At 48.0% G+C, this 22,861-nt stretch carries 25 protein-coding genes; 10 read left to right on the forward strand and 15 right to left on the reverse strand.

Features of this window, described 5'->3' with window-relative positions; translation table 11 throughout:
- The first annotated feature begins 3 nt into the window (after positions 1-3).
- Genes IPG41_01660 through recO form a run of 4 tightly spaced genes read left to right on the forward strand, consistent with a single transcriptional unit; the run spans position 4 to position 2,474 of the window.
- Positions 4-321, forward strand: a complete 318-nt coding sequence (locus IPG41_01660; GenBank protein ID QQR55246.1) for a hypothetical protein — start codon at positions 4-6, stop codon at positions 319-321.
- Positions 302-820, forward strand: coding sequence for an FAD synthase (locus tag IPG41_01665; GenBank protein ID QQR55247.1), 519 nt, complete (start codon positions 302-304; stop codon positions 818-820). Before IPG41_01660 ends, IPG41_01665 begins: the two co-directional genes overlap by 20 nt.
- A complete protein-coding gene (locus tag IPG41_01670; GenBank protein QQR55248.1) occupies positions 784-1,701 on the forward strand; it encodes an FtsX-like permease family protein in 918 nt (305 codons plus the stop codon). Before IPG41_01665 ends, IPG41_01670 begins: the two co-directional genes overlap by 37 nt.
- Positions 1,698-2,474, forward strand: a complete 777-nt coding sequence (recO, locus tag IPG41_01675; protein ID QQR55249.1) for a DNA repair protein RecO — start codon at positions 1,698-1,700, stop codon at positions 2,472-2,474. The genes IPG41_01670 and recO overlap by 4 nt, the downstream gene beginning before the upstream one ends.
- Here recO and IPG41_01680 read toward each other — a convergent pair.
- The 3 genes from IPG41_01680 to IPG41_01690 are packed head-to-tail and all read right to left on the reverse strand — an operon-like array spanning position 2,415 to position 6,086.
- Entirely contained in the window at positions 2,415-4,418 is a 2,004-nt protein-coding gene (locus IPG41_01680; GenBank protein ID QQR55250.1) for a bifunctional (p)ppGpp synthetase/guanosine-3',5'-bis(diphosphate) 3'-pyrophosphohydrolase, read from the reverse strand. The genes recO and IPG41_01680 overlap by 60 nt on opposite strands.
- Before the next feature lie 32 nt (positions 4,419-4,450).
- Entirely contained in the window at positions 4,451-5,536 is a 1,086-nt protein-coding gene (locus IPG41_01685; protein QQR55251.1) for a hypothetical protein, read from the reverse strand.
- A gap of 52 nt (positions 5,537-5,588) precedes the next feature.
- Positions 5,589-6,086, reverse strand: coding sequence for a hypothetical protein (locus tag IPG41_01690; GenBank protein ID QQR55252.1), 498 nt, complete (start codon positions 6,084-6,086; stop codon positions 5,589-5,591).
- Positions 6,087-6,172: 86 nt separating this feature from the next.
- Here IPG41_01690 and IPG41_01695 point away from each other — a divergent pair, with 86 nt between their 5' ends.
- The 4 genes from IPG41_01695 to IPG41_01710 all read left to right on the forward strand — a co-directional run bounded on the left by IPG41_01695 (position 6,173) and on the right by IPG41_01710 (position 9,849).
- Positions 6,173-6,928 carry a hypothetical protein gene (locus tag IPG41_01695; GenBank protein QQR55253.1) on the forward strand — a complete coding sequence of 252 codons (756 nt, stop codon included), beginning with the start codon at positions 6,173-6,175 and terminating at the stop codon, positions 6,926-6,928.
- Positions 6,929-7,112: 184 nt separating this feature from the next.
- Entirely contained in the window at positions 7,113-9,170 is a 2,058-nt protein-coding gene (locus tag IPG41_01700; GenBank protein QQR55254.1) for a sodium-translocating pyrophosphatase, read from the forward strand.
- A gap of 169 nt (positions 9,171-9,339) precedes the next feature.
- Positions 9,340-9,579 carry a hypothetical protein gene (locus IPG41_01705; protein ID QQR55255.1) on the forward strand — a complete coding sequence of 80 codons (240 nt, stop codon included), beginning with the start codon at positions 9,340-9,342 and terminating at the stop codon, positions 9,577-9,579.
- Positions 9,580-9,591: 12 nt separating this feature from the next.
- On the forward strand, positions 9,592-9,849 hold the full coding sequence (locus tag IPG41_01710) for a membrane lipoprotein lipid attachment site-containing protein (protein QQR55256.1): 258 nt from the start codon (positions 9,592-9,594) through the stop codon (positions 9,847-9,849).
- 50 nt (positions 9,850-9,899) lie between these two features.
- On the opposite strand, the gene IPG41_01715 is transcribed toward IPG41_01710, so the two are convergent.
- Entirely contained in the window at positions 9,900-10,565 is a 666-nt protein-coding gene (locus IPG41_01715) for a 50S ribosomal protein L25 (GenBank protein ID QQR55257.1), read from the reverse strand.
- Positions 10,566-10,691: 126 nt separating this feature from the next.
- On the opposite strand from IPG41_01715, the gene IPG41_01720 reads away from it, so the two are divergent.
- Positions 10,692-11,018 (forward strand): YbaB/EbfC family nucleoid-associated protein, encoded by a 327-nt coding sequence (locus tag IPG41_01720; protein ID QQR55258.1) that lies wholly within the window; start codon positions 10,692-10,694, stop codon positions 11,016-11,018.
- 15 nt (positions 11,019-11,033) lie between these two features.
- Positions 11,034-12,032, forward strand: a complete 999-nt coding sequence (gene mltG, locus IPG41_01725; GenBank protein QQR55259.1) for an endolytic transglycosylase MltG — start codon at positions 11,034-11,036, stop codon at positions 12,030-12,032.
- Between the two features lie 9 nt (positions 12,033-12,041).
- Here the strand turns inward: mltG and IPG41_01730 are convergent, their stop codons facing one another.
- The 11 genes from IPG41_01730 to groL form a co-directional block, all read right to left on the reverse strand.
- Positions 12,042-13,226 (reverse strand): FecR domain-containing protein, encoded by a 1,185-nt coding sequence (locus IPG41_01730; GenBank protein QQR55260.1) that lies wholly within the window; start codon positions 13,224-13,226, stop codon positions 12,042-12,044.
- Between the two features lie 9 nt (positions 13,227-13,235).
- Positions 13,236-14,666, reverse strand: coding sequence for a chromosomal replication initiator protein DnaA (gene dnaA / locus IPG41_01735; protein QQR55261.1), 1,431 nt, complete (start codon positions 14,664-14,666; stop codon positions 13,236-13,238).
- A gap of 146 nt (positions 14,667-14,812) precedes the next feature.
- Positions 14,813-16,423: a site-2 protease family protein gene (locus tag IPG41_01740; protein QQR55262.1), complete on the reverse strand. Its 1,611-nt coding sequence runs from the start codon at positions 16,421-16,423 to the stop codon at positions 14,813-14,815.
- Positions 16,424-16,437: 14 nt separating this feature from the next.
- Positions 16,438-16,995 (reverse strand): ribosome recycling factor, encoded by a 558-nt coding sequence (frr, locus tag IPG41_01745; protein ID QQR55263.1) that lies wholly within the window; start codon positions 16,993-16,995, stop codon positions 16,438-16,440.
- 21 nt (positions 16,996-17,016) lie between these two features.
- Positions 17,017-17,721 (reverse strand): UMP kinase, encoded by a 705-nt coding sequence (gene pyrH, locus IPG41_01750; GenBank protein QQR55264.1) that lies wholly within the window; start codon positions 17,719-17,721, stop codon positions 17,017-17,019.
- A 2-nt stretch (positions 17,722-17,723) separates the two neighbouring features.
- Positions 17,724-18,041, reverse strand: coding sequence for a hypothetical protein (locus tag IPG41_01755; GenBank protein ID QQR55265.1), 318 nt, complete (start codon positions 18,039-18,041; stop codon positions 17,724-17,726).
- 40 nt (positions 18,042-18,081) lie between these two features.
- Positions 18,082-18,900, reverse strand: coding sequence for a cyclic nucleotide-binding domain-containing protein (locus tag IPG41_01760; protein QQR55266.1), 819 nt, complete (start codon positions 18,898-18,900; stop codon positions 18,082-18,084).
- Positions 18,897-19,958, reverse strand: a complete 1,062-nt coding sequence (locus IPG41_01765; GenBank protein QQR55267.1) for a type IV pilus twitching motility protein PilT — start codon at positions 19,956-19,958, stop codon at positions 18,897-18,899. Before IPG41_01765 ends, IPG41_01760 begins: the two co-directional genes overlap by 4 nt.
- An 8-nt stretch (positions 19,959-19,966) precedes the next feature.
- On the reverse strand, positions 19,967-20,842 hold the full coding sequence (locus IPG41_01770; protein ID QQR55268.1) for a hypothetical protein: 876 nt from the start codon (positions 20,840-20,842) through the stop codon (positions 19,967-19,969).
- On the reverse strand, positions 20,839-21,126 hold the full coding sequence (locus IPG41_01775) for a hypothetical protein (GenBank protein ID QQR55269.1): 288 nt from the start codon (positions 21,124-21,126) through the stop codon (positions 20,839-20,841). The genes IPG41_01770 and IPG41_01775 overlap by 4 nt, the downstream gene beginning before the upstream one ends.
- 100 nt (positions 21,127-21,226) lie before the next feature.
- Positions 21,227-22,855: a chaperonin GroEL gene (gene groL / locus IPG41_01780; GenBank protein QQR55270.1), complete on the reverse strand. Its 1,629-nt coding sequence runs from the start codon at positions 22,853-22,855 to the stop codon at positions 21,227-21,229.
- Between the last annotated feature and the right edge of the window lie 6 nt (positions 22,856-22,861).

Below are 22,861 nucleotides of genomic sequence, written 5' to 3' on the forward strand. Positions count from 1 at the left end.
CACATGGAAAAAACATTAAAGAATTTAGCCTCCGTATCTCTGCTCTTCTTAGTGCTCACGGGGGGGTTGCACCTCAGTGCCACCTTTTTATGGATACAAGGAGAACAAAATGCCACTCTAAAACTGTTTTCTCAAAGCTTAGATTTGCCTTTTTTACTCAGCGCTCTGCTCTATGGCAGCACTCGTTTTTCCCTTTCTATGGAAGAAGCCACGAACAAAGGGAAAGTTTTTTTTATCGCATGCAGCCTCGTTTCTGCTTTGATTTTAAGCGTTGCTCTTTTTACTAATTTTGCTTTCCCCGATGCCTCCCTCTTCCGATAAAAAAATCGTGATGGCCTTTGGGACCTTCGACTACTTTCATGCAGGTCACGAGGATTATTTACGCCAAGCCAAAATCTTAGGAGACCAATTGATTGTGGTGGTGGGCCGCGATGAGACGGTAAAAAAAGTAAAAGGCTTCACTCCAGGTATGAATGAAAAAAAACGTCTGCGTGATGTAGCGGCTTGCACTCATGTGGACAAGGCGGTGCTCGGTTACCCCGAAGACAAATATTACGTCATCAAAAAACACCGACCTCACATTTTGGCCTTGGGTTACGATCAATTTGCCTTTACTTATGGGCTCAAAAACTTTTTCATCAAAGAAAACTTGGACATTGAAATCGTGCGCTTGGATGCATTTGAACCTCAAACCTTCAAAAGCTCTCTGATTCGAAACAAACTTGAAGGCGAAGAAAAACTCACCCTTCGCATCCCTTTACCCGACTCTTCTAAAGCCACGCCATGCGCCCCCGAAGCCCTCACTCTCTTCGCCGACTAGCGATTTTGGCGTTGCAAAACGTCCATCGCAATTGGCTGCTCAGTGCCGCCACTATTCTAATGATGGGACTGATCCTCTTCATTTTCAACGTGATGTTGCTGCTCAATATTCTGGCCCAAAACAGCCTGGACGAATTGGGTAAAAAAGTGGATTTGATCGTTTATCTCACCGATGAAGCTTCCCTTTACGAAGTAACCGAATTGGCAAATGCGCTCGAGACTCAAGCCGAAATCGTTCAAGTGGAATACACCAGTAAAGACGATGCCCTCAAAGCTTTTTTAGCCCAGTACCCAGATCAAAAAGACCCTTTCAAAGAGTATGGGATCGAAAATCCTCTTCCCGGTAGCTTGCGCATCGTGACCGAAACCCCCGGCGACCATGCAGACGTGCTGCAATTCATCCAAGACTCGGTTTATGGAGAATTTTTGCTCGACACCGAAAGCACCAACGAAAACCAGACCATTGCGGAACGACTGCTGAATCTCACTGCATTCACTCAAAAACTCATCCTGGGCGTGCTGGTTGCTTTTTTGATCGGAACTTTGCTCATGAGCATGAACGCCGTGCATTTGAGCATTTTCAATCGAAAAACCGAAATTCAAATCATGCAATTGGTGGGGGCCAAACCTTTCACCATTTACAGCCCATTTTTGATGGAGGGTGCGCTCTACAGTGTGCTCGCCACCTGCTTCAGCGGACTTTTATTGAGCATTTTTTTAAAGAGCACTCAACTGCTCCCTCACCTGAATTTTGCCCAAAAAAGCTCCCCTTTCACCTTGGCGGGGCTTGAATTTTTATGCAGCATTGCGCTGGGCCTTTTGGCCAGTTCCCTAGCCGTACGGCTTTATTTGCACCGCTCTTTAGTCCTCGACAACGCATGATCAAAAACTTCACTGGAATCATCATCAAACGCAAAGAATGGGGGGAACAGGACTGCCTCGTCTCTGTATTGACCGATGAAGGCACACGCCTGGACCTGGTAGCAAAGGGTGCAGGAAGCCCTCGATCGAAACGCAGAGCACATTTGGAATTGATGAATCAAGTCAAAGGCACTGTGTATCAAAGCAGCCATCAGCTTTATTTGCAGTCGGTGGAATGCATACAAAGCCATTTCCACTTGAAACAAAATTTTGAGCGTGTCTTGCAAACTTATCTTCTTTTAGAAGTGATTGAGCAAAGTTTGATGCCCGAAAACGGAGACCCTCACTTGTACGAACTTTTAGAAAAAACATTACTCCACCTCAATCAAAAAGAAAGCTGTCACCTAGGGGCAGAAATCGGCCTGGTGAAATGGGGGGAAGCCCTCGGAGTCTTACCCAGTTTTAGAAGCTGTGGAAATTGTCATCAGCATCTGGCAGAAAAAGCACAATGGAATCTAGAAAAGCAAGTTTTGCACTGCTTGAACTGCGCCGCACCCCAGGGAGAAGACTTGCCTCTAAAATACTGTAAAGCTCTGGAATATTTTAAAAATGCCAGTTTTGAAGAGTGCCATTCTCTCGTTTTTCAAGAAGAAGAAATCAAAAAACTACGTGAACTGATCCCTTACCTCTTGCGCAGCCATTTGGAACGCCCCTTAAAAAGTCTGGAGGCCAGCTCAAGAAGCACCCAATTCCTTCCAAACAGCGCTCACAAAGCGCTGCCCATCCAAGCCTGAAAGTTCACGACAACTCAGTCGATGGATGCGTATGGAGTGCCCCCGAGTGACATAAGCAATCAAGGGACAAGGGGCTTTGGGCTTGCAACACGCGCTCAAAATCACCGGCAAATTCTCTTCCTCAGTCACCAAAACCTTCTGAGAAAAAGAAGGGGAGGAAGGCCCAGCCAACTTCGCTTTGGGCTCCTCTTTTTCGACAAGCAAAGGAGCCTCCAAGCTAGGAGATTCACGCAGCTCTCGACCAGCCAGCAGATTCAATTCTTTGTCCTGGCTATTGAACCAATTGCGAATCTTGGCTTTGGCGGCAGTGGTTTTTGCAATGGAATACCAATAGCGATTGGGTTTGGCATTGGAACGCGTCGTGATTTCAAGCACGTCCCCGTTTTGCAATTCATAATCCAAAGGCACGATACGCCCATTGGCCTTGGCATTCAGCAATTTGTGCCCCAATTCCGTGTGCACTCTATAGGCAAAATCAATGGGCGTGGAGCCACGAGGCAATTCCAAAACCTGGCGTTTCGGCGTCAGTACAAAAATACGATCCGGGTACACGTCCATTTCTGAACTCACCTCTCCCGTTTCCGAAAGACCTCTAAGCCACGCCAGCTGCTCCTCCACCTGAGGATGCAAATGCAAGGGCCCCATGCTGCGCGCCTTGCGAATACAAGTGAGCTTTTCCTCATCAATTCCGCGTTTCAAAAGCAATTCTTCCACCTTGCTTCGATCCGAAGGAAACATGTGTTGAAAATCTTCCAACCAAGGCTGAACCCACGTCAGCAAGTCCGGTTCTACCTTCACCATGAGCTGGATACGCCTCACGGTTTCGCGCACCATTTTTTGCTGCTGAGGAGTGAGCGCGCTTTTTTGAGAACCATTCCCCATTTTATAGGCCCAATGCGAGGCAATGCCCAATTCCGATTCTCGATGCATTTGCAAAGTACGGATCTGCACCTCTGTGGCTTCGTCATACAAATCCCCACCCAATCCCAAAACTGTGGTGTGCAAACTGCGATACCCATTGGGCTTGGGCACCGCCACATAATCTTTAAATCGTCCCGGCAAAGGCACAAATTTCTGATGGATGAGGCTGATCGTGGCGTACAAAGAGCTCAATTCTTCCTCCCCTTTTTCATAATGATCCGGCAAAAGAATACGTACCGCAAAAAGATCATAAATCGAATCCAAAGAAAATTTCTCCTTTTTTTCCATTTTTTGATAGAGACTCCAGAGGTGCTTGAAACGCCCCTGAATTTTTTCCACTTTTATGCCTTCCCGGACTAAAAATTGCTCCAGATTAGAAACGGCAAATTCCATGCCTTTTTCACTGCGAGCGCGTTGGGAAGCCACTTGAGCCAGCAAATCTTCATAGGCCTGCGGATACAGGTATTTGAAGCACAAATCCTCCAATTCACTTTTAATGGAATACAAACCCAAACGGGAAGCAATGGCGGCATGCACCAGCAAAGATTCGCGCGCGATGCGCTCTTGTTTTTCTTGAGGGACAAACTCCAAAGTTCGCATGTTGTGTAAACGCTCAGCCAGCTTAATGAACACAATGCGCACATCCTTCGCCATGGCCAAAAACATTTTCTTCCACTTTTCCGCTTCCGTGTCCTCTTTACGAATCTTCACCACTGAAAGACGATTCATCCCCTCCACCAGACCACTCACCTCAGAGCCAAACTGTTTTTCAAGAGCAGCAAGGCTCACCCCCGTGCCTTCCAAAACATCGTGCAAAAGAGCCGCTTGCAAGGTTGTCAAATCTGGGTTCAAAGGCAGCAAAATTTCAGCCACCGCCACCGGATGGACCAAATACGGCTCACCCGAATAACGCTGCTGCCCTTCATGAGACACTTTGGCAAAAGCATAAGCCTCATCCAAAAGCGCCAGATTGAGATCCGGCCTTTGTAGAGAAAGGATATTGCGTAAATCTAAATAAGCCATGCCTCTATCTTAATGAGAGGAGCAAAAAAGGTCTACAGATCCGAAACACTTTCAATGAGATCCAGATCCGATCCTTCCACTTCCACCACTCGAATCCCTTTGACCAGGGCTTCTTCATTGAGTTCAATGTCCAACAATTTGTTTTCTACATAAGGAATGATTTGTTCATAGTAGGCCAGCAACTTTTCGCGAGCAAAGTAATGAGCCCTCAAACGGATCAATTCTTGACCATAACCCACAAAAGCATCCAAAGCAGCCGTGCTGGCATAAGCATCCAATTCCTCCAATTCTTCAAAAAAAACAGCTTCTCGTTCGTCCTTATTCGTCTCCACGGTCGAAAAAGCTCGGGTCAAGGTTTCAACTTCACTTAAAAGAACTTCCCGACTTTGCAAAGCGCTGCGATGATAAAAATTCAGTTCCTGCACATATTCTTGCAAAGCTTCACGTCGATCCGAAGAGCGATTCAAAAGTTCATTCACATCCACTTGAGCGCTTTCATAGACTTTAGAAAAATCATGGATGTGTTTTTGCAAAGCATCGTCCCCATTTCCTTCCAAACCCAGATCTTCCCCTGCATCGAGACTTTCATCGTCTTCCAAGCCCGTGTCCCCCAGGTGCATTCCTGCCCACAGCGAGTCATCAGGATAGCGGCTTTGCCCTCCTTCAGAAGGCTCGGAAGGGTCTTGCGTTTCATCTTCCACTTCACGGGGTTCATCTGTAGAAAAATCGCGCCCCTCCCGCCATTGAACAATTCCATAGATCAGTAAGGCTAAAAGACCCACTCCCAAAACTCCACCACAGCAAAATTTGAACTGACGGACTCCCAAACCGGCTTCTTTTAAAATATCCAAAAATCCTCCCCCCTCTTCCTCAGAAAAAGCAGCCGCTCCAGATTCTCCTTTGGAATCCATGTCCAATTCTTTCAGTTGATCTTTCACCTTACGACGACGTTCCAAGAGTTCTTTGCTCGCATCCATATCTTGCACTTCAAAAGTGTCGAATTGTTTCAAAACTTCCGGAGCATCCACTTCCAACTCCTCTTTGGGAGCTTCCTTGGAATGGGAATCTGGATTTTTAGGTTCCTCTGCAGGACGAGACGATTGAGAGTGATCCGCCATAAATTAAAATTTCATCAGTTCATTATAACACAAAACCAGCAAATCCAACAGGTCAAAAAGGCAAAAGCCAAAAAATCACCATAAGAATAAAGAGAAAGATAAAAATGGCTTCCCCCTGCATCTTACCTTCAGAGTGGAGCAGCTTGGCGGTGACGACTAAAAGCCAAAGGCTAGAAATCCCTCCCAAACCTGGAAGAATTCCCAACACATTCACCAGACTGGCATAGCCCAGCACCTGAAAAAACCCTTGGGCACTGAGTTTGGAATGGAATAATTTTTCTGCTACCAAGCCCATACAGAACAAGATGAAAATCCGAGCCAAGGCCCCGCTCAGTGCAAAAAACAAAACGGCGAACAGATCCGGCCGATAAGTCACCCATTCGACCCGTATGGGAAAGAACAAAGGACACAAACTCAAAGCCAGCGTACCCAGCCCAATGCAAAGCAAGGCATTGCGCCATTTACCGCGATCCTGAGCCACGGAATGCAAAGCGGCTTCTTTCAATTGCAAGATCTGCCAAGCTTCAGAAGCAATGTCGGCAAAATTCATAAAAACAAAAAAGAAGTAAAACTGTTTTACAGAATAGCAAGGCTGTGCTTAGATTTGAATGTATTTTTTATTCCTTATCTTGCATTATGCAACAAAATACAACCGACTTTATTGCCAAAATGGCATGGGAAACCACAAAAACCCATTGGAAGGATTTCATGATTCTACCCACAGCCGTTGGTGCCATGGTTTGCCTCCTCATGTGCTTAGTATTCCTCGGAGGCGCATCTCCGGCTAAAAGTTTCATCGCTTTCTTGCTTTACATCGCTTGGATTGTGTTCCTCGTTGCTTTTGCAGGCGCTCTCGCCAAATGGTGCAGCGATCTTTACAACGGCGCCAAAAAGCTAGACATTCAAGAGGGACTCCGCTACGGGCTTTCCCGTTTTTGGGGAACGCTCGGAACAAGTCTGTTAACAGCGATCAAAATTGTCCTTTGGTCTCTTCTCTTAGTGATTCCAGGTTTGTACAAGGCAGTGATGTACTCCAAGTCCACTAGAGTCTCTCAACTTGAAAAAATTTCAGGTGGCGATGCCAACCGCATCAGTCAAAAAATGATTTCCAGTGCCGGATTCATGCGCACACTCGGAAACTACTGTGCAATTTCCTTGGTCAGTACTTTGTTTTTTTATCTCTTCGCATTGGCCGCAGCCCTTGTGAGTGGAGGATTTGGATTGGCCTCTGAAACTCTCGGGGGGATTGTATTTATACTTGCCCTCGTCGTCGGAGGAATGGTTCTGAACATCTTTATTTTGGTTTACGGCACTTACGAATACCTCATCTACCGTGATGAGAACAAAGCAGAGCTCACTGCTCTCATGAAGACCTTAGCCAGCATGAAGTAGTTTTCAGGCTAAGTTAGATTAACAAAAACTAAATAAGCCCGAGTGTCAATAAAAGACGCCCGGGCTTATTTGCTGCCAATCTGATTTTCACCTAGAGGCTATCTTAAAATCCTCTGCGTTCTTGCTCTTCCCTTTTTTTGAGATAGCCTCTAAAATTTCGCCGAACTTTAATCTTTTATTATTTATGGATATTTCAGTACTCGCAATAGGAGCCAGCGTGCTCGCACTTGTCTGGGCCGGAGTGCTCATCGTGAACGTGCTGTCTAAAAACGATGGCGACGAACGCATGAGTCAAATCGCCGCCTCCATTCAAGAAGGAGCCATGGCCTACCTCAACCGTCAATACAAGACTTTGGCCCTTTTCACCATCCTCTTCTTTTTACTGCTCGGTTTTGGTCTTCCCGAAAACGGAATGATCACCGCCGTCGGCTTTTTGGTTGGAGCCATTTTCTCGGCCCTCGCCGGTTATATTGGAATGGGGGTTGCCGTGCGTGCCAATGTACGCACCGCTGAAGCGGCCAAGCAAAGTTTGCCTGCCGCTCTCAATGTGGCTTTCAAAGGAGGCGCCGTGACCGGTCTCGCTGTAGTGGGACTCGCCTTGCTCGGAGTTTCCGGTTTTTACTGGATACTCACCGTTTCCATGGGCATCACTGTGGATAAAGCACCTGGAATGCTGATCGGATTCGCTTTCGGAGCGTCTCTCATCTCTCTTTTTGCTCGTGTGGGAGGAGGAATTTACACCAAAGCGGCCGACGTGGGTGCCGACCTCGTGGGTAAGATTGAAAAAGGAATCCCTGAAGACGATCCTCGAAACCCTGCAGTGATCGCCGATAACGTAGGAGACAATGTGGGGGACTGCGCCGGAATGGGAGCAGACCTCTTCGAAACCTATGCCGTGACCCTCATCGCTGCCATGATTTTGGCGGCCTCCACTCTCACCACTAAAATCGGTGAAGTGGGCGTGACCTATCCTCTCGCACTCGGTGCCGTGGCCGTACTCGCGACCATCATCGGTCTTTATTTTGTGCGCCTCGCTCCAGGTAAGAAGAACATCATGGGCGCCCTCTACCGTGGAACCATCGCCACAGGACTCATCTCTGCCGTTGCATTCTACTTTGTGACGAAGGAAATGATCAACGACATGAACATCTACTACGCAGGCCTCGTCGGTCTCGCCCTCACCTTAGTGATCAACGTCGCAACCGAGTACTACACTTCTAAGGACTACAACCCTGTACGTTCCATTGCAAAGGCCTCTGAAACAGGAGCTGGAACCAATCTCATTGCCGGTCTCGCTCAAGGAATGTTCTCCACCTTCCCCATGGTCATCGCCATCGTGGCCGCCATGTTCGGGTCTTACTGGCTGGGAGCTCACTCTACTCTTGAAAGCGGAGTGTATGGAATCGCCATCGCAGCCGTAGCCATGCTTTCCACCACAGGTATGGTGATCGCAATGGATTCCTATGGACCCATCACCGACAACGCCGGAGGAATTGCTGAAATGTCCAAGCTCTCTGAAAAAGTCCGTGAAAACACCGACGCACTCGATGCGGTCGGGAACACCACCAAGGCCGTGACCAAGGGGTACGCGATCGGTTCCGCCGCTCTGGCTGCCCTCGTGCTCTTCCAAGCCTACGGCGAAGAACTCTTTAAAAACAGTGGAACTGAATTCATCTTCAACCTATCTGATTATCGCGTGATGATCGGTCTCTTTTTAGGAGGAGCCCTTCCCTTCCTCTTCTCCGGCTTCCTCATGCAAGCTGTGGGACGAGCAGGCTTCAGCATCGTTGAAGAAGTGCGCCGCCAATTCCGTGAGATCAAAGGCATCATGGAAGGCAAGGCTCGCCCCGACTACGGCGCTTGCGTGGACATCGTGACCAAGGCCGCTCTCAAAGAAATGATCCTTCCTGGACTCATCGCCGTGTTCAGTCCCATCATCGTCGGCTTCGTTTTCGGGCCCTTGGCCCTCGGAGGAATGCTCGGCGGAGTGATCATCACCGGTCTGCTCATGGCCATCAACATGAGCAACGCCGGAGGAGCGTGGGACAACGCAAAGAAGTACGTTGAAGACGGACACGGAGGGGGCAAGGGTTCAGACACCCACAAAGCCGCCGTCGTCGGAGACACCGTGGGCGACCCTTATAAGGACACCGCCGGACCTGCCTTGAACGCCCTCATCAAAGTGATCAACACCGTAGCCCTCATCCTGGCTCCGATCATTGTGATGCACTCTTGGCTTTAAACGTTTTGAACTTTACGATTTAAAAAGAGACCTCCAAAGGGGGGTCTCTTTTTTAGGGTCGTGCTGAAGAAAAACTGAAATGATTTTGTGTCAACGACAATCACACATAAAACCTTCTCTTCCAAATGAAAAATTTGCTAGCATAACCTCTCCTATCGCCCTTGCTTCAATGCCCTGGAATCCTTTCAAATTCAAGTACAACGCTGCTTATCTTAAAGAGGAAGGTTCGCACGCCATCTTGGAACTGAGACGTGGCACCCAAACCGAACTCATCTACTTTCCAAAAAGCCTTTTGCCTCTTGAGGCAACGGTAGGCTCCAGCTTCACACTCAAAATTGAAGACAGTGAAACAGCTCAAAGTTCTGAAGCAAAAACCATGCAGAGGCTTTTGGAACAGCTCATTCAATAAAAATCTGCTCCCATGAAAAAACTCTTCTTCTTTCTTTTAATGACCGCTGCCCTTGCCGCATGCACCCACCAGAACCCAGCTTGGCAAGGTTTCTACTATCCTTCCGGCTCTGCGGAAGACGGCTTTGAAACACAAAGTTTCGTCAGCAATGAGGCTTGTGAAAACTGGACTTTCGAAAAAATGGGTAATGAAACTACAGAAGGTGAACACTCTTACTGCGGCTACAATTGCAGTTATGATGATGAAGGCCAGTATGGCTGTGAACTTTAGCACGAAAAAAGCCCCGCAAGCGGGGCTTTTTAGTTTTGCAAGCGAAACAATTACTCTTCCTTCTTTTCGGTGGCAGCCCCTTCGGCCGCTCCTTCATCCTTCTTTTCTGTGGTCACTTCCACTGTAGATACATCCACTGCCTCAACAGGAGCCACTTCTTCTTCATTGGCCACCGTCAAGGAAATAACGGAAGCTTCAGAATCCGCAGTGATTTTTACATTCGCAGGAGCCACGAGATCAGAAACGTGGATGGAAGAACCGAGATCCACGAGGGATTCGATGTTCACCACAATCTCATGAGGCAAATACGCAGGAAGACAGGTCACTTCCACTTCGTCCATATTCTGGATCAAAATAGCACCCGTATCTCGTACAGCTGGCGATTGTCCCTCCAAACGAAGAGGCACATTGGCCGTAATCTCTTGGTCCATGCGCACATTGATGAGCTCAACATAGGCAATATCATCGGTCACAGGGTGGGTGTCCACGCGATGCACAATCACATTTTTTTTCCCCTTTCCATCCACATCGAGTTCAATCACCGTATTCATCCCCGCAGTGCGGTACAAACGACGGAAGTCCCCGTAATTAACGGTGAGGCTCATGTTTTCTATTCCTTTCCCATAGTATTCAACGGGAATAAGAGACGCTCGACGAAGGTTTTTCGCGAGAACAGATTTATCTCGAACAGATGCAGAAAGTGTTGCTTTATCCATAAAAACTAAGAATGCGGAGGGATTTTAACGAGAGCCAAAGGAGAAAGCAAGCTTAAATTCACTTTATGTTGGAACAACACGCAAACTAGCAGTATAATCCCAGCGCTTTAACTCTAACGCAAAACCATGGGACTCTTTGGACAGGCTAAAGACCTTTATAAACTTCAAAAGAAAGCCAAACAGATTAAGGAAGAACTCAAAAACCTCCACATTGAAGCCGAAGTGGAAGGGATAAAAGTCGTGATCAATGCCGAGCAAGAGGTGCAGGATGTGTTCATCCCCGAGGAAATGATGAAACCTGAAAATGTAGAAAAGCTGCAAAACGCACTCAAAACCGTCTTCAACAAAGCCATCAAAAAAGCCCAGGAAGTGGCCGCAGAGCGCATGCGCGACATGATGGGCGACCTCGGTATGGCCATGCCTGGAGCCGAAGGCGAACTCCCTCAAGCTTAGTCACAAACTCAACTCATGGAAAAACGAATCCTTCAATTCCTTTGCTTGCTTGTACTCCTTATTGGAGCCTGGCATTTCTGGAATCCTTTTTGGAAAAGCGACCTCAACGAAGCCGTGGATTCCACGAGCAGCGAAAAAATCGTTTTCTCTGTTGAAAAAGGTTCCAGCGCCAAACAAATCGCCGGTGCTCTAGAAAGTGCAGACCTGATTGTGAGCGAAAACAGTTTTGTAAAAACCGTGGAAAACGAAGGCCTGGATGGAAAACTTCGTTACGGCAGCTTCGTACTCAGCCCCAGCATGACCCTGCGCGAAGTGGTGACCGTGCTCACCACCGAAGGCACCGGAGAACTCGCCTTCACCGTACCTGAAGGATGGACTATTGAAGACATGGACCTAAAACTCACCGAACTCGGTCTGATTGAAGCGGGGGCTTTTAAAGAATGTACTCTTCAATGTGACTTCAGCTACGACTTCCTCGACGAAAACCAAAACCTAGAAGGTTACCTCTTCCCAGACACCTATTTTGTAGACAGCGCTACTTTCAGTGTGGAAAGCCTCATCAATCAAATGTTACAAAATTTCGATAAAAAATGGACGGAGAAAATGCAAGCCACTTTGGATGCCTCAGGAAGAACCCTCGACGAACTCGTGAACGTCGCCTCCATGCTTGAAAAAGAAGTGCGTACCCAGCCCGATTTACCGCTTGTGGCCGGCATCATTTGGAAGCGCCTGGACGACGACTGGACGCTCGGCATCGACGCCACTCTTCTCTATAAAGACGAGGACCACAGCCTCACCGCCGAAGATTTGGCAGAAGAAAGTCCCTACAACACCCGCTTAAACACCGGACTCCCTCCAACGCCCATCTGCAACCCAGGCCTCGCCAGCTTAGAAGCCGCTCTTGAACCCAAGGCAAGCGATTACTGGTTTTACCTCACCGACAGCGAAGGAGACGTGCATTATGCAAGCACCAATGCAGAGCACGAGGAAAACAAGGCGGCGTACATTGAGTAGAGGCCACCCCTAAAACTCCGCATTGATGGTCACCACGACCGGCGCACTTTGAGTGCCATCCGCTGCGGTCGCCACAACAGTGTAAGTATTGACTCCTGCTTTTAAATTGCCATAAGAGGCATCCGCTACATAACGGAAAGTTGCATCCCCCGGAGCAAAGCCCCCCAAAGTGTAAGGAGAGTTGTTGCCGGCCCAGGTCACCGTGACCGTTGCAGCGGTTCCACACGTGATGCTGCCCTCAATGGCAATGGCATCTTTTTGAATAGTCACATTCAGGCCCGGCGAAGTCACTGAGGCACATAAGCCAGCCACGGGCGTTTCGGGTTCCACAGGTTCAGGCGTTTCGGCTTCCACAGGTTCATCCGTTTCCTCGGTTTCCTCATCCACTTCCTCTTCTGCAAGCTCTTCTTTATCCGGGGCCGGTTCTTCTGCTTCTTGAAAGGCAACGGCTGTACCCAAATTCCACATCACAAAACGATCACCCACAAAATCGTCCCCGGCTTCCCCGAGCAAGTTGAGGCTCTCGCGAGCCAGCAAGGCCAGCTCCGCTTCTGAAGTTAAAATGGATTTTTTTCCTTTCTCGACACGCACGCTTTCAATGACCGAATCCCCTTGACTGCGATCCACATAATCGACTCTCATGCTGCCTTCAAAAGAATAGACGTACTGTTTGGTGCTCTGATTGGCGATAAGAAAAACCCCCTGAGATGATTCCATATTCATGGTCTTGCCCTTCAAAAACAGATCGATGCTTTGCTCTTCAGAACTTTGCTTCACCCACACCCGACCTGTTAGCAGCTCCAAACTCACCTGCGTCTCTTCTTCCGACACTTGAGCGTCTTCAAAACGGAGTTTTGTGTTTTCATCCAAACGGAGCTCCATGTCATCGGCGAAACGCAAAGTCACTAAGCTGTCATTTTGAGTTTGCACAGTGTCTCCCACCAAAAACATCTGGGCATCCGCAGCCGGAGTCGCCTCGGTTTGTCCCCACTCCAAAACTTCGGCGCTTCCTTCATTGAGCGTCAAAGTGGCCTCATCTTTTTTCTCTTCCATCATGGAGCGCATAAAAGTCACACAAGCCTGCAACAAGAGCAGCAGAATGACCAAAACCACCACCAGCCAAAAAAAAGATTTGAAACCGCTGGAGCGTTTTTTGGACGAAGCTTGATAACGACGATAATAAGTATAATTCATTTGAACGTGTCAAAGACCCATTTCTTTCTTAATGGCATTCATGTCTCGCAGCAAGTTTTTATCTTTCTTGAGCTGTTTCTCCACTTTTTCACAGGCGTGCATCACCGTGGTGTGGTTCTTGCCTCCAAAGGCTTCTCCAATCTGTTCATAAGCGGCCCCGAGCTCATTTCGGATGAGATACATGGCCACCTGACGAGGCAAAATCACATGGCTTTTTCGAGAGTCCCCCAGCATGTCTTCGGTCGAAAGCCGATAGTAAGAAGCCACCAATTCCAAAACATCTGCAAGATGAATGCTGCGAGTTTCACGGAGTTCTCCTTCCTCTTCCAAACCTTCCAATTGAGTGCGTCCCAATTTTTTAATGATCTTGGCGACGGAGCGCACGGTGGGCGTGGAGTGTTCGAGCTGAGCTTGAGCAATGGCCTGAACGAAAACCCCTTCCAACTCACGCACACTTTCATGCACATTCATCGCAATGAATTGCAAAACTTCTGGATGAATCAGCACTTCGTGTTCTCGACATTTGGAATGCAAAATAGCCAGGCGAGTCTCAAAATCCGGGAACTGCACATCCACAATCATTCCCATTTCAAAACGACTCACCAGACGATCTTCCAGCTGATCCAGCTCCTTGGGCGTACGATCCGAACTGATGATGATTTGTTTTCCATTGTCATAAAGCTCGTTGAAGGTATGGAAAAATTCTTCTTGCGTACGGTCTTTGTTCGCCAAAAATTGAATGTCATCAATAATCAAAACATCCACTCTTCTGTACCGATCCTTGAATTCTTTGGAGTTGCGACGTCCGATGGCTTCCACAATTTCATTGGTGAAACGTTCGCTGGTCATGTAGACCACCACTTTATTGGGATCATTGCGCAGCACTTCATTTCCAATAGCTTGCAAAAGATGAGTTTTCCCCAGCCCCACCCCTCCATAAATAAAGAGTGGATTGTACAAAGCCCCCGGCCTTTGCCCCACGGCCATGGCCGCGGCATGAGCCAAACGACTGCTGCCACCCACCACAAAATTTTGCAAACTGTATTTGGGGTTGAGGCACTTGCTCGAAATCCCTTCAATGAGGCGCACTTCTTGCCTCCCAGGAAGTTTGCGCGATTTTTTTTCTTTGCCATTGAACAATTTAGTGACATCCAGCGAACGTACATCTTCGGGCAAAGCCAATTGCGGGTCCACTTCAAACATCACTTCACGCACCTGAGGATGCACCTTTTGAATGGCCTGCATCAGCTGAGATCCCAATTTGTGCTCCAGCCAATCCTTGGCAAAAATATTGGGCACTCCCACCACCAAAAGTCCATCGTGATAAGAGAGGATGGCGGTGTTTTGAAACCAAGTGAGAAAGTGAGGCCTTTTTACATCTCCCTCCACTTTTTCAAGGATGCGAAGCCAAAGGTCCTGTCCAGGAAGTACGGCATCCATAAATAAAATTTCAACTTATTGGACGCTCATAGTAGTAGGAATTGTGCAAAACTCGCAAGCCACAATTGTGCAAAACTCTTTGACAGAAAAGCTCCCAATTGCAAAAGCTTAGTGCCTCCCAAAAAGTGAGCAACAAGCTCTAGTCTTTACAGCAAGTTCAAAACGTCGTTGAAAGTGATGTATAAAATAAAGACGAGTAAAAACACAAAGCCAGCCAAATTCACAAGATTGGCCCAACGAGCCAAGCCCGAACGGCCCGTGACGGCCTTGAACAAAATGCCCGCAAAATGCCCTCCATCCAAAGCGGGGAAAGGCAGAATATTGATCACTCCCAAGCTCAAAGAAAGCATGGCCACAAAACGCAAAGTGGCCGCAAAACCATCTTGAATGGTGATGCCCGTCATTTGAGCAATGCCCACGGGGCCCGAAACCCCTTCCGGCACTCCTTTTGCGGTAACAAATTGTTTTAAAACATCCACAAAAGTCACCGCTGTCACCTTACCCAAACGCCACATTTCCTGCAGCGCCACTCCAGGGGCAGAAAGCCCCAATTGCACTTCCTGCATCCCCATCAAAGTGAAAGGGACATAACCTTCATAAACCGAGGTTTTTCCAATGCTGGGCGCAAGATCCGCAAGGCCCACGCCCATGCGGCCATCTTCGCGCAAAAGAATGGTCAGCGTCACCGTTTCACCTGTCGCTTGCTTCAAAACTTGCACACGGATAGATTCACCTGTTCCAGAACTTTGCTTGTGAGCCGAAATCAAATCCAAAATTTGCTGCGCCTTAACCACCTGAAACTCGGCCACACCCACAACGCGATCCCCCACCTGAAGCCCAGCCTGTTCCGCAGGAGAACCTTTTTCCACAAAACTAATGACCGGAGCCTCAGTAGGCAAAATTAAATCCAGATCAAAAGTCCCTAAATTCGGACGATAAACCTTCAAAACAAGAGGCGAAACCAAGGTGTCCAAAGCCGTATCAAAATCTTCCAGCGAAAGCAAAGGATGCACTTGCCCCTCAGGATCTTTCACAGAAATCAAAACATCTCCTTGTTGCAAGACACCATGAAAAAGCGCATCCACTTGATCTTGATAAACCACAGAAGGCAAAGCGAAAGCCTCCAATTCAATTTCATCCAAAAGCTGCGGATTCAAAACTTCCTGGCTTTGCGTGCCATCGGCATGCAGTACCGTAAGCTCGGGAGCAGTGCCTTCCTCCACTTCAAGCAAAGTGCTTTGCCATTCTTCAAAAGTTTCAAAGCCCAAAATTCGATCCCCCTCTTTAATTCGATCGGAAGTGGACTGCGAAACCACAAAGCCCGGTTCCACCTGCATGGTCCCATTGCGAAGACTGGAAAAAAAATCATCCGAAGTGGCAATCAGCGGCTCAATACCGACCCAAAAACCAATGGTGAGCAAAACAAAAGAGAGCATCAAATTCATCAGCACTCCAGCGCACACAATAAAAGCCTGCACCCTCAAGTGCTGATTGCGAAAACTGCGCTTACTGGTCTCCGCTTCTTTGCCGGCATCCCCTTCCCCGAGCATGCGCACAAAACCTCCAAAGGGAATCCAGTTGATGGAATACAGTGTTTCGCCTTTTTTAAAGCCCCAAATGCGCGGGGGCAAACCCATGCCGAATTCCTCCACCTTTACGCCCGCTTTTTTTGCGGCAAAAAAATGCCCCGCCTCATGAATCAAAATGAGCAAGGAAAAAATAAGAAGGAAAGCAAGGACAGTAAAGAAGATGGACATGGAGAAGGGTTAAATCAAACGGTCATGATGGTCGTTTCTTTTTTCTTGGCCTCTTGATCGATTTGAGCATTGATGGCGTTCACTTCTTCTTGCAAATCTTTTTCAGCCTTGGTTCGTTCATCTTCTGTAAGTTGAGCTTCATGCTCCATACGCTTGAGTTGAGTCATTACCTCGTGACGGAGGTTTCGCACCGAAATGCGAGCTTCTTCCGCCATGCGGCCCACCACTTTCACAAGGTCTCGGCGACGTTCTTCCGTGAGCGAAGGAATGGTCAAAATCACTGCCAGACCATTGTTAGTAGGGTTCAAATTCAATTCCGATTCACGAATGGCTTTTTCCAAACCCGCAAGCATGGATTTATCCCAAGGTTGAATCTGAACGGTGCGCCCATCTGGAACCATCACGCTGGCAATCGCCTTCACCGGCTGCATCATGCCATATGCCTCCACCATCAAATTTTCAACCAGCGAAGAAGAGGCACGACCGATCTGGAGTCCACTGTATTCTTCCAAAAGATGTTCGAGAGTTTTTTTAAAATCTTGTTGAGCTTTGTTCACGAGGGCATGAGCCATAATTGAAATTTTTTAAGTTTTTTAAGAGATGAGGGTCCCGACAGATTTGCCGAGCGCCGCTTTGAGCAAATTGCCTTTGCTGCGCCCATTGAAAACCCGCACGGGGAGCCCATTGTCTTTGCAAAGCAGAACGGCCGTCAAGTCCATCACGCCGAGTTCACGGTCCAGCACTTCCTGATGAGTGAGTTTGGAAAAGAGCTTGGCTTTTTTATTCTTCATGGGATCGCTGTCGTAAACTCCCTCCACTTTGGTGTCTTTTAAAAGTTCATCACATTCCAATTCCAACGCCCGTAAGGCCGCCGCGGTATCGGTAGTAAAATAAGGATTGCCCGTTCCACCTGCACATAAAACCACTTCGCCACGATCCAAACAGTTTCGTCCAAACTCCGGTACATAAGGTTCGGCAAAATAAAAGTTGCCATGCGCTGCAAGCACGCGCGTCTTCACTTTGAGGGTTTTCAAAGCCTCCGCAAGCAAACGTGCATTCATGAAGGTCGCCATCATGCCCACGGCGTCAGAGGTGGTGCGAGCAATGGCCAAAGACTTGTTGTCTCGATAGCGCCAAAAATTGCCGCCGCCCACCACCACGGCCACTTGTATGTTCTTTTTCACCACACTTTGAATGCCCAAAGCAGCCGCCATAAGAGCGGCCCCGTCGGCCCCGATTCCATCGGGGCCTCCTAAAACCTCTCCCGACAATTTCAATAAAATGCGCCGTTTTTTCATGATCAAGTGAAAAGAAAATAACCGATTAAAATTCCGAGCACCGCTCCCGAAAGAGCCAGCAGCGTTCCTTTTTGTTGAGGAACCGTGCGCCGTGCATTGGCCAAATCTGTGAGCAGGTTGGTACTGATCACCACTTCTTCATCTTTATTGCGCTCCACCACTTCTTCAAAACTGTGCTGAGCCACCAAAAGCACAAAGCGATCAAAAGAAACACTCACCCTTTTGGAGGGCAAATTCTCTGCTTCTTTCTCGGGACTCAACTCCTTTCGCTCAAACGCAATTCCTTCTTCATCTTCGTCAGGCAGATAAATATCGTCCATGGATACAAGGCGTGAAAAAACGCTAGTATCTTACTGAACTTCACATCAGGTGTCCAATTTGTTCGGCAACGGTCAAAACAAGACGTGCATCTTGCTCCATACAATCGGCACAAACAGGAATCACCAAGGCTCCGATCAACTTGCCATCCACCGCATGCACAGCGGTGTAAAGATGCGAGGCATCTGCATAAGATTCCGGAGCACCCACCGTGGAAAGCAAAGGGAAAACTCGAGGAGTGGCGGCTTGGATCAAAGCGACTTCTTCTGCCGAAAGTCCCTCGGAAGCGGCCTTCCACATTCCATCCACCCCTGCTAAAACAGCCTTGCCGTGATGAATGACAGACTGGAGTTGCATCACAATGCTGCGCAAAGCCAAATCGGCACTGCCACTGGATTCTCGCACCAGTTTGGCCACTTGTTGCAAAACCACCAAACGTTCATTGGTGTCTTGAAAACGCGCATTCAAAACTTTTAAAATTCCCAAAATAATGCCCACCGCCGCATGAGGATCACTGGCGACCAAAGATTCAAAATTTTTCTGAGAAAGTTTGAGTAAAACACTGTCGCTTTGAGCCGTAACGGTAGCCGCACGCGTTTTGTCCGAAAGCAAAGCTCCTTCTCCAAAAAAATCGCCGGTCCCCAAGGTAGCAATGCGCTTTTGAGCGCCTGCTTGATCTTTCAATGATTTATCCACAAACAAGTTGCCCGAAAAAACATAATAAAAATCTTGACTGTCTTCGCCTTCCTTAAAAATCACAGTGCCAGCAGGGGCACTCACTTTGCTCCAAAACCCTTCCCCTCCAAAACTTTGAAAGATGACGGGATCGGTGAGATTGATGAAGAGATGCTTCACATTCATTGGCGCACGAGGTTAGCGATCAGTTCAGGATCATGTGCGCGAAGCAACATGTCTTGTTCAGTAATAAGGCCTTGCTTGTACAGTTCGGCGAGCGAAGAATCCAGCGTGATCATTCCATCCGCTTTTCCAATTTGCATCATGGAATAAATTTGATGCGTTTGACCTTCTTTAATGCAGTTGGTGATGGCATCGTTGCGCACCAAGAGTTCAAAGGCCATGATGCGGCCTGTGCCATCGGCGCGAGGAATCAGGCGCTGCGCCATAATACCAATCAAGGTGGTGGACAGTTGCGTGCGCACCTGACTTTGTTGGTGAGGAGGAAAAATATCGATGATACGGTCAATGGACTGAGCCGCATCCTGAGTGTGCAAAGTCGCAAGCACCAAATGACCGGTTTCTGCCAAAGTAATGGCCGCCGAAATCGTTTCAAGGTCACGCATTTCCCCAACCAAAATCACATTGGGATCTTCGCGTAGCGCTGCACGAATGGCATTGGGAAAGGAATTGGTATGCGTGCCCACTTCTCGCTGAGTCATCAGCGCCATCTTGGGGGAATGCACAAACTCAATCGGGTCTTCAATAGTGATGATGTGCACTCGACGGTTTTGATTGATTTCATTCACCATGGCCGCAAGCGTAGTGGATTTACCCGAACCCGTAGGTCCTGTCACAATGAAAAGTCCTTTTGATTTTTGAGTGAAGCCTTTAAGAAGAGGAGGCAAACCCAATCCTTCCACAGTAGGAATTTCACTGGGAATGGCACGAAACGCCACCGCAGGCCCATCCGTATCCCAAAACACATTCACACGAAACCTCCCCGAACCCATGAGCGCATAAGAAGTATCGATTTCTTCGCGTTGTTCAAAAAGCACTTGCTTATCGGCAGAAAGAATCTGATCAATCACTTCTTTCATATTTTGAGCCGTCATCACTTCTGCATTTTGCATTTCATACAAGTCCCCATTGGGCAAACGCACCAGCGGCACGCGCCCGACTTTAAGATGCAGATCAGGGCAATTGTTTTGTACGACTTCTTTGAGATAAGTATTGATATCCATAAAAGGGTTTATTGAGGTTCATCGAAGCTTTCTTCAAATTCATTAATCGGTCGGGGAGCATGAAGGGAAGCTAAAAATGTAGAATCAGGGTTATTGAGGTGCGCCAATGCACACGCTTCATTGGGGTTCATGCCATTGTAAACATGAATGGCAGCCACCAATTCAGAGGAAAGTCCCACCAAAGGAATTTCTTCTTCCCAAGCGGCTGCATACAAAGCAATGAGTTCCCAGTTCAATTTTTCATTCAAATCTTCAGCGGAAGGGGACAAAACAATGTGGCAATCTTTGGGTCCAGGAGGGGGGACGGTAGCGAGCTCTCCTGGCAAAAGCACTTTCACTTCTTTGCCTGCCTTAGCCGCAGATTTCTTCAAAATATTCATCGCAAAAAGAGACAAATCTCTGTCTAAAACCAAACGGGCTTTCGTAGGCAAAGGGAAAGCGGGAGCTTTTCTTTCAAAAAAATCCACATCCATATTCAACCCGTCGGCAGGAGCTAAAAGATGATGGGATTCATTAAGCTCCTTAAAAATGCCGCTCTCTCTGAGTTCAGAAACATCAGCAAACGAAAAAGATTCTCCCTTTTCAAACTTTTCAAAGGGCCACATCCCAAAAAAATCATCGAGCAACAAAGCAGCACGTGCCTGAACATTCAAAGATTCCGCAAGTTTCAGCTCATCAATCTTGGCCTTATCAATAATATTTTCCGTTCCAATCTCATGAAAATGCGCATAGGTAGCCTTCAATAAATCTTCATCCGATTCCAAAGCTGCTTTCACTCGTCCATCCAAATCAAGACCCAGCAAGTCGTTTAAAACCAAATAGGCCAAGCCTGTGATCTCCTTCGCATTGTCTGTGAATGCTTTTTGAACGTCGAAGTTCGTCATGCTTGGGATTTTTTAGAATTCACTTTTTGCAGAAGATTCATTTTTACAGATTCAAATTGTTGCTTCATTCGTGTATTTGCCACTTCATGACGGCGTGCGGCCTTCTTCTCCACATCCATCTCCATGTCTTCAATTTCACGCAAAATCAGTTCACAAGTGTGCAACTCTTCTTCAGGCCAACGTTTAAACACGGCTTCCCATTCCTCAATACCGCCTTTACGACCAAAATAATGGGCTAAAACCTCATTTTTTGACGCGCGGAGGGCGAGAGCGTGAAAATCCATGGCGTTTTTTTGAATTTAAATCTCATCATTATAACAAAAAAGCCCCCTTTTTACAAGGAGGCTTTTAGATTAGAGGCCAGCTCAAAAAACGACCGGCATTTTACATCATCCCGCTCATGTCGGGCATTCCGCCTGCAACCGGCTTTTCTTCGGGAATTTCCGTCACCACTGCACCCGTCGTAAGAATGGTTCCTGCAACAGAAACCGCATTTTCAAGAGCTGAGCGCGTCACCATGGTGGGGTCCACAATACCCGCTTCCACCATATCGAGGTAGCGATCGTTCAACGCGTCGTAACCATAAGTTTCGCTGCTTCCACGACGGATTTCCGTCACCACCACTTCCCCATTTTTACCTGCATTTTCTGCAATTTGACGGGTGGGCATCGAAAGCACGCTGGCAACCAGACGGGCCCCGATGTTCTCATCTTCATTCGCTCCTTCAAAACCTTCCAAAACCTTCGCCGCATGTAAAAGGGCACTTCCTCCTCCGGCCACAATGCCTTCTTTCACAGCCGCTTTGGTCGCATTCAAAGCATCCTCAATGCGCATTTTCTTTTCTTTGAGTTCCACCTCACTGGCAGCCCCCACTTCAATCACTCCCACTCCTCCCGAAAGTTTCGCAATGCGTTCCATCATTTTTTCACGATCGAAGTCGGACTTGCTGTGTTCCATGGTGGCTTTGATCTCCGCCACACGAGCCTCAATGGCCTTGGCATCGCCCTTCCCATCCACCAGCATGGTGTGGTCCTTGGTCGCGAGCACTTTTCCGGCGCGGCCCAATTGTTCGAGCGTGGCATTTTCCAATTTGAGTCCCAGTTCATCCGAAATCACGGTGCCTCCGGTGAGCACGGCAATGTCCTTGAGCATTTCCTTGCGACGATCCCCAAACGAAGGCGCCTTCACCGCAAGAATGCTGAAGCCTCCGCGAATCTTATTGACGAGCAAGTTGGTGAGCGCATCTCCATCCACATCTTCGGCAAGCACCACCAGCTCTTTTTTACCCGATTGAACCAGCGCCTCCAGCAAAGGCAAAAGCTCCTTGAAGCTAGAGATCTTCTTGTCGGTAAGAAGAATGTGCACATCGTCATACGACGCTTCCATGCGAGCCGGATCAGTCACCATGTAGGCAGAAATATAACCATTGTCGAATTGCATTCCCTCCACGACTTTATAAGAAAGGCCCATCCCATGTTTGGTTTCTTCCACGGTGATGGCTCCATCGTGACCCACTTTTTCCATGAGTTCTGCGAGCACTTCCCCAACCTGTTCATCTTGAGCCGAAATGGTTGCGACTTGAGCGATTTCTTTCTTGGTTTTCACAGGCTTCGCCAAGGTATAAAGTTTTTCAACCACTTTCGCAAGTGCCTTGTCCATTCCTTTTTTCAAAAGCACAGGGTTGGCGCCAGCCACCACATTGCGAATTCCCTCTTCCACAAGCGCAGCCGCCAAAACGGTTGCCGTCGTGGTTCCATCCCCAGCCACGTCGTTCGTGCGTGTGGCCACTTCTTTTACAAGTTGAGCTCCCACGTTTTCTTCGGGATCTTTAAGGTCAATCTCCTTCGCGATGGTCACTCCATCGTTGGTGATGAGCGGCCCTCCAAATTTTTTCTCAAGGAGCACATTGCGCCCTTTGGGCCCCATGGTGATGCGCACCGCAGCCGCAAGTTGATTCACACCCGAGAGCACTTTTTGACGAGCCTTGTCGTCGAAGATGATTTGTTTTGCCATGGTTTA

Source organism: Candidatus Peregrinibacteria bacterium (assembly GCA_016699145.1).
In the GTDB taxonomy this organism is placed as follows: Bacteria; Patescibacteriota; Gracilibacteria; order UBA1369; family 2-02-FULL-48-14.

Bases quoted from the DNA above. Each gene is read 5' to 3' on its own strand.
- IPG41_01665 (QQR55247.1), top strand. From the start codon at position 302: ATGCCTCCCTCTTCCGATAAAAAAATCGTGATGGCCTTTGGGACCTTC.
- IPG41_01740 (QQR55262.1), bottom strand. From the start codon at position 16,423: ATGTCCATCTTCTTTACTGTCCTTGCTTTCCTTCTTATTTTTTCCTTG.
- pyrH (QQR55264.1), bottom strand. From the start codon at position 17,721: ATGAAAAAACGGCGCATTTTATTGAAATTGTCGGGAGAGGTTTTAGGA.
- IPG41_01775 (QQR55269.1), bottom strand. From the start codon at position 21,126: ATGGATTTTCACGCTCTCGCCCTCCGCGCGTCAAAAAATGAGGTTTTA.
- IPG41_01660 (QQR55246.1), top strand. From the start codon at position 4: ATGGAAAAAACATTAAAGAATTTAGCCTCCGTATCTCTGCTCTTCTTA.
- dnaA (QQR55261.1), bottom strand. From the start codon at position 14,666: ATGGATGCCGTACTTCCTGGACAGGACCTTTGGCTTCGCATCCTTGAA.
- IPG41_01760 (QQR55266.1), bottom strand. From the start codon at position 18,900: ATGAATGTGAAGCATCTCTTCATCAATCTCACCGATCCCGTCATCTTT.
- groL (QQR55270.1), bottom strand. From the start codon at position 22,855: ATGGCAAAACAAATCATCTTCGACGACAAGGCTCGTCAAAAAGTGCTC.
- IPG41_01670 (QQR55248.1), top strand. From the start codon at position 784: ATGCGCCCCCGAAGCCCTCACTCTCTTCGCCGACTAGCGATTTTGGCG.
- IPG41_01680 (QQR55250.1), bottom strand. From the start codon at position 4,418: ATGGCTTATTTAGATTTACGCAATATCCTTTCTCTACAAAGGCCGGAT.
- IPG41_01715 (QQR55257.1), bottom strand. From the start codon at position 10,565: ATGGATAAAGCAACACTTTCTGCATCTGTTCGAGATAAATCTGTTCTC.
- IPG41_01770 (QQR55268.1), bottom strand. From the start codon at position 20,842: ATGACGAACTTCGACGTTCAAAAAGCATTCACAGACAATGCGAAGGAG.
- IPG41_01730 (QQR55260.1), bottom strand. From the start codon at position 13,226: ATGAATTATACTTATTATCGTCGTTATCAAGCTTCGTCCAAAAAACGC.
- frr (QQR55263.1), bottom strand. From the start codon at position 16,995: ATGGCTCATGCCCTCGTGAACAAAGCTCAACAAGATTTTAAAAAAACT.
- IPG41_01690 (QQR55252.1), bottom strand. From the start codon at position 6,086: ATGAATTTTGCCGACATTGCTTCTGAAGCTTGGCAGATCTTGCAATTG.
- IPG41_01765 (QQR55267.1), bottom strand. From the start codon at position 19,958: ATGGATATCAATACTTATCTCAAAGAAGTCGTACAAAACAATTGCCCT.
- IPG41_01755 (QQR55265.1), bottom strand. From the start codon at position 18,041: ATGGACGATATTTATCTGCCTGACGAAGATGAAGAAGGAATTGCGTTT.
- IPG41_01710 (QQR55256.1), top strand. From the start codon at position 9,592: ATGAAAAAACTCTTCTTCTTTCTTTTAATGACCGCTGCCCTTGCCGCA.
- IPG41_01695 (QQR55253.1), top strand. From the start codon at position 6,173: ATGCAACAAAATACAACCGACTTTATTGCCAAAATGGCATGGGAAACC.
- IPG41_01685 (QQR55251.1), bottom strand. From the start codon at position 5,536: ATGGCGGATCACTCTCAATCGTCTCGTCCTGCAGAGGAACCTAAAAAT.
- mltG (QQR55259.1), top strand. From the start codon at position 11,034: ATGGAAAAACGAATCCTTCAATTCCTTTGCTTGCTTGTACTCCTTATT.
- IPG41_01720 (QQR55258.1), top strand. From the start codon at position 10,692: ATGGGACTCTTTGGACAGGCTAAAGACCTTTATAAACTTCAAAAGAAA.
- recO (QQR55249.1), top strand. From the start codon at position 1,698: ATGATCAAAAACTTCACTGGAATCATCATCAAACGCAAAGAATGGGGG.
- IPG41_01705 (QQR55255.1), top strand. From the start codon at position 9,340: ATGCCCTGGAATCCTTTCAAATTCAAGTACAACGCTGCTTATCTTAAA.
- IPG41_01700 (QQR55254.1), top strand. From the start codon at position 7,113: ATGGATATTTCAGTACTCGCAATAGGAGCCAGCGTGCTCGCACTTGTC.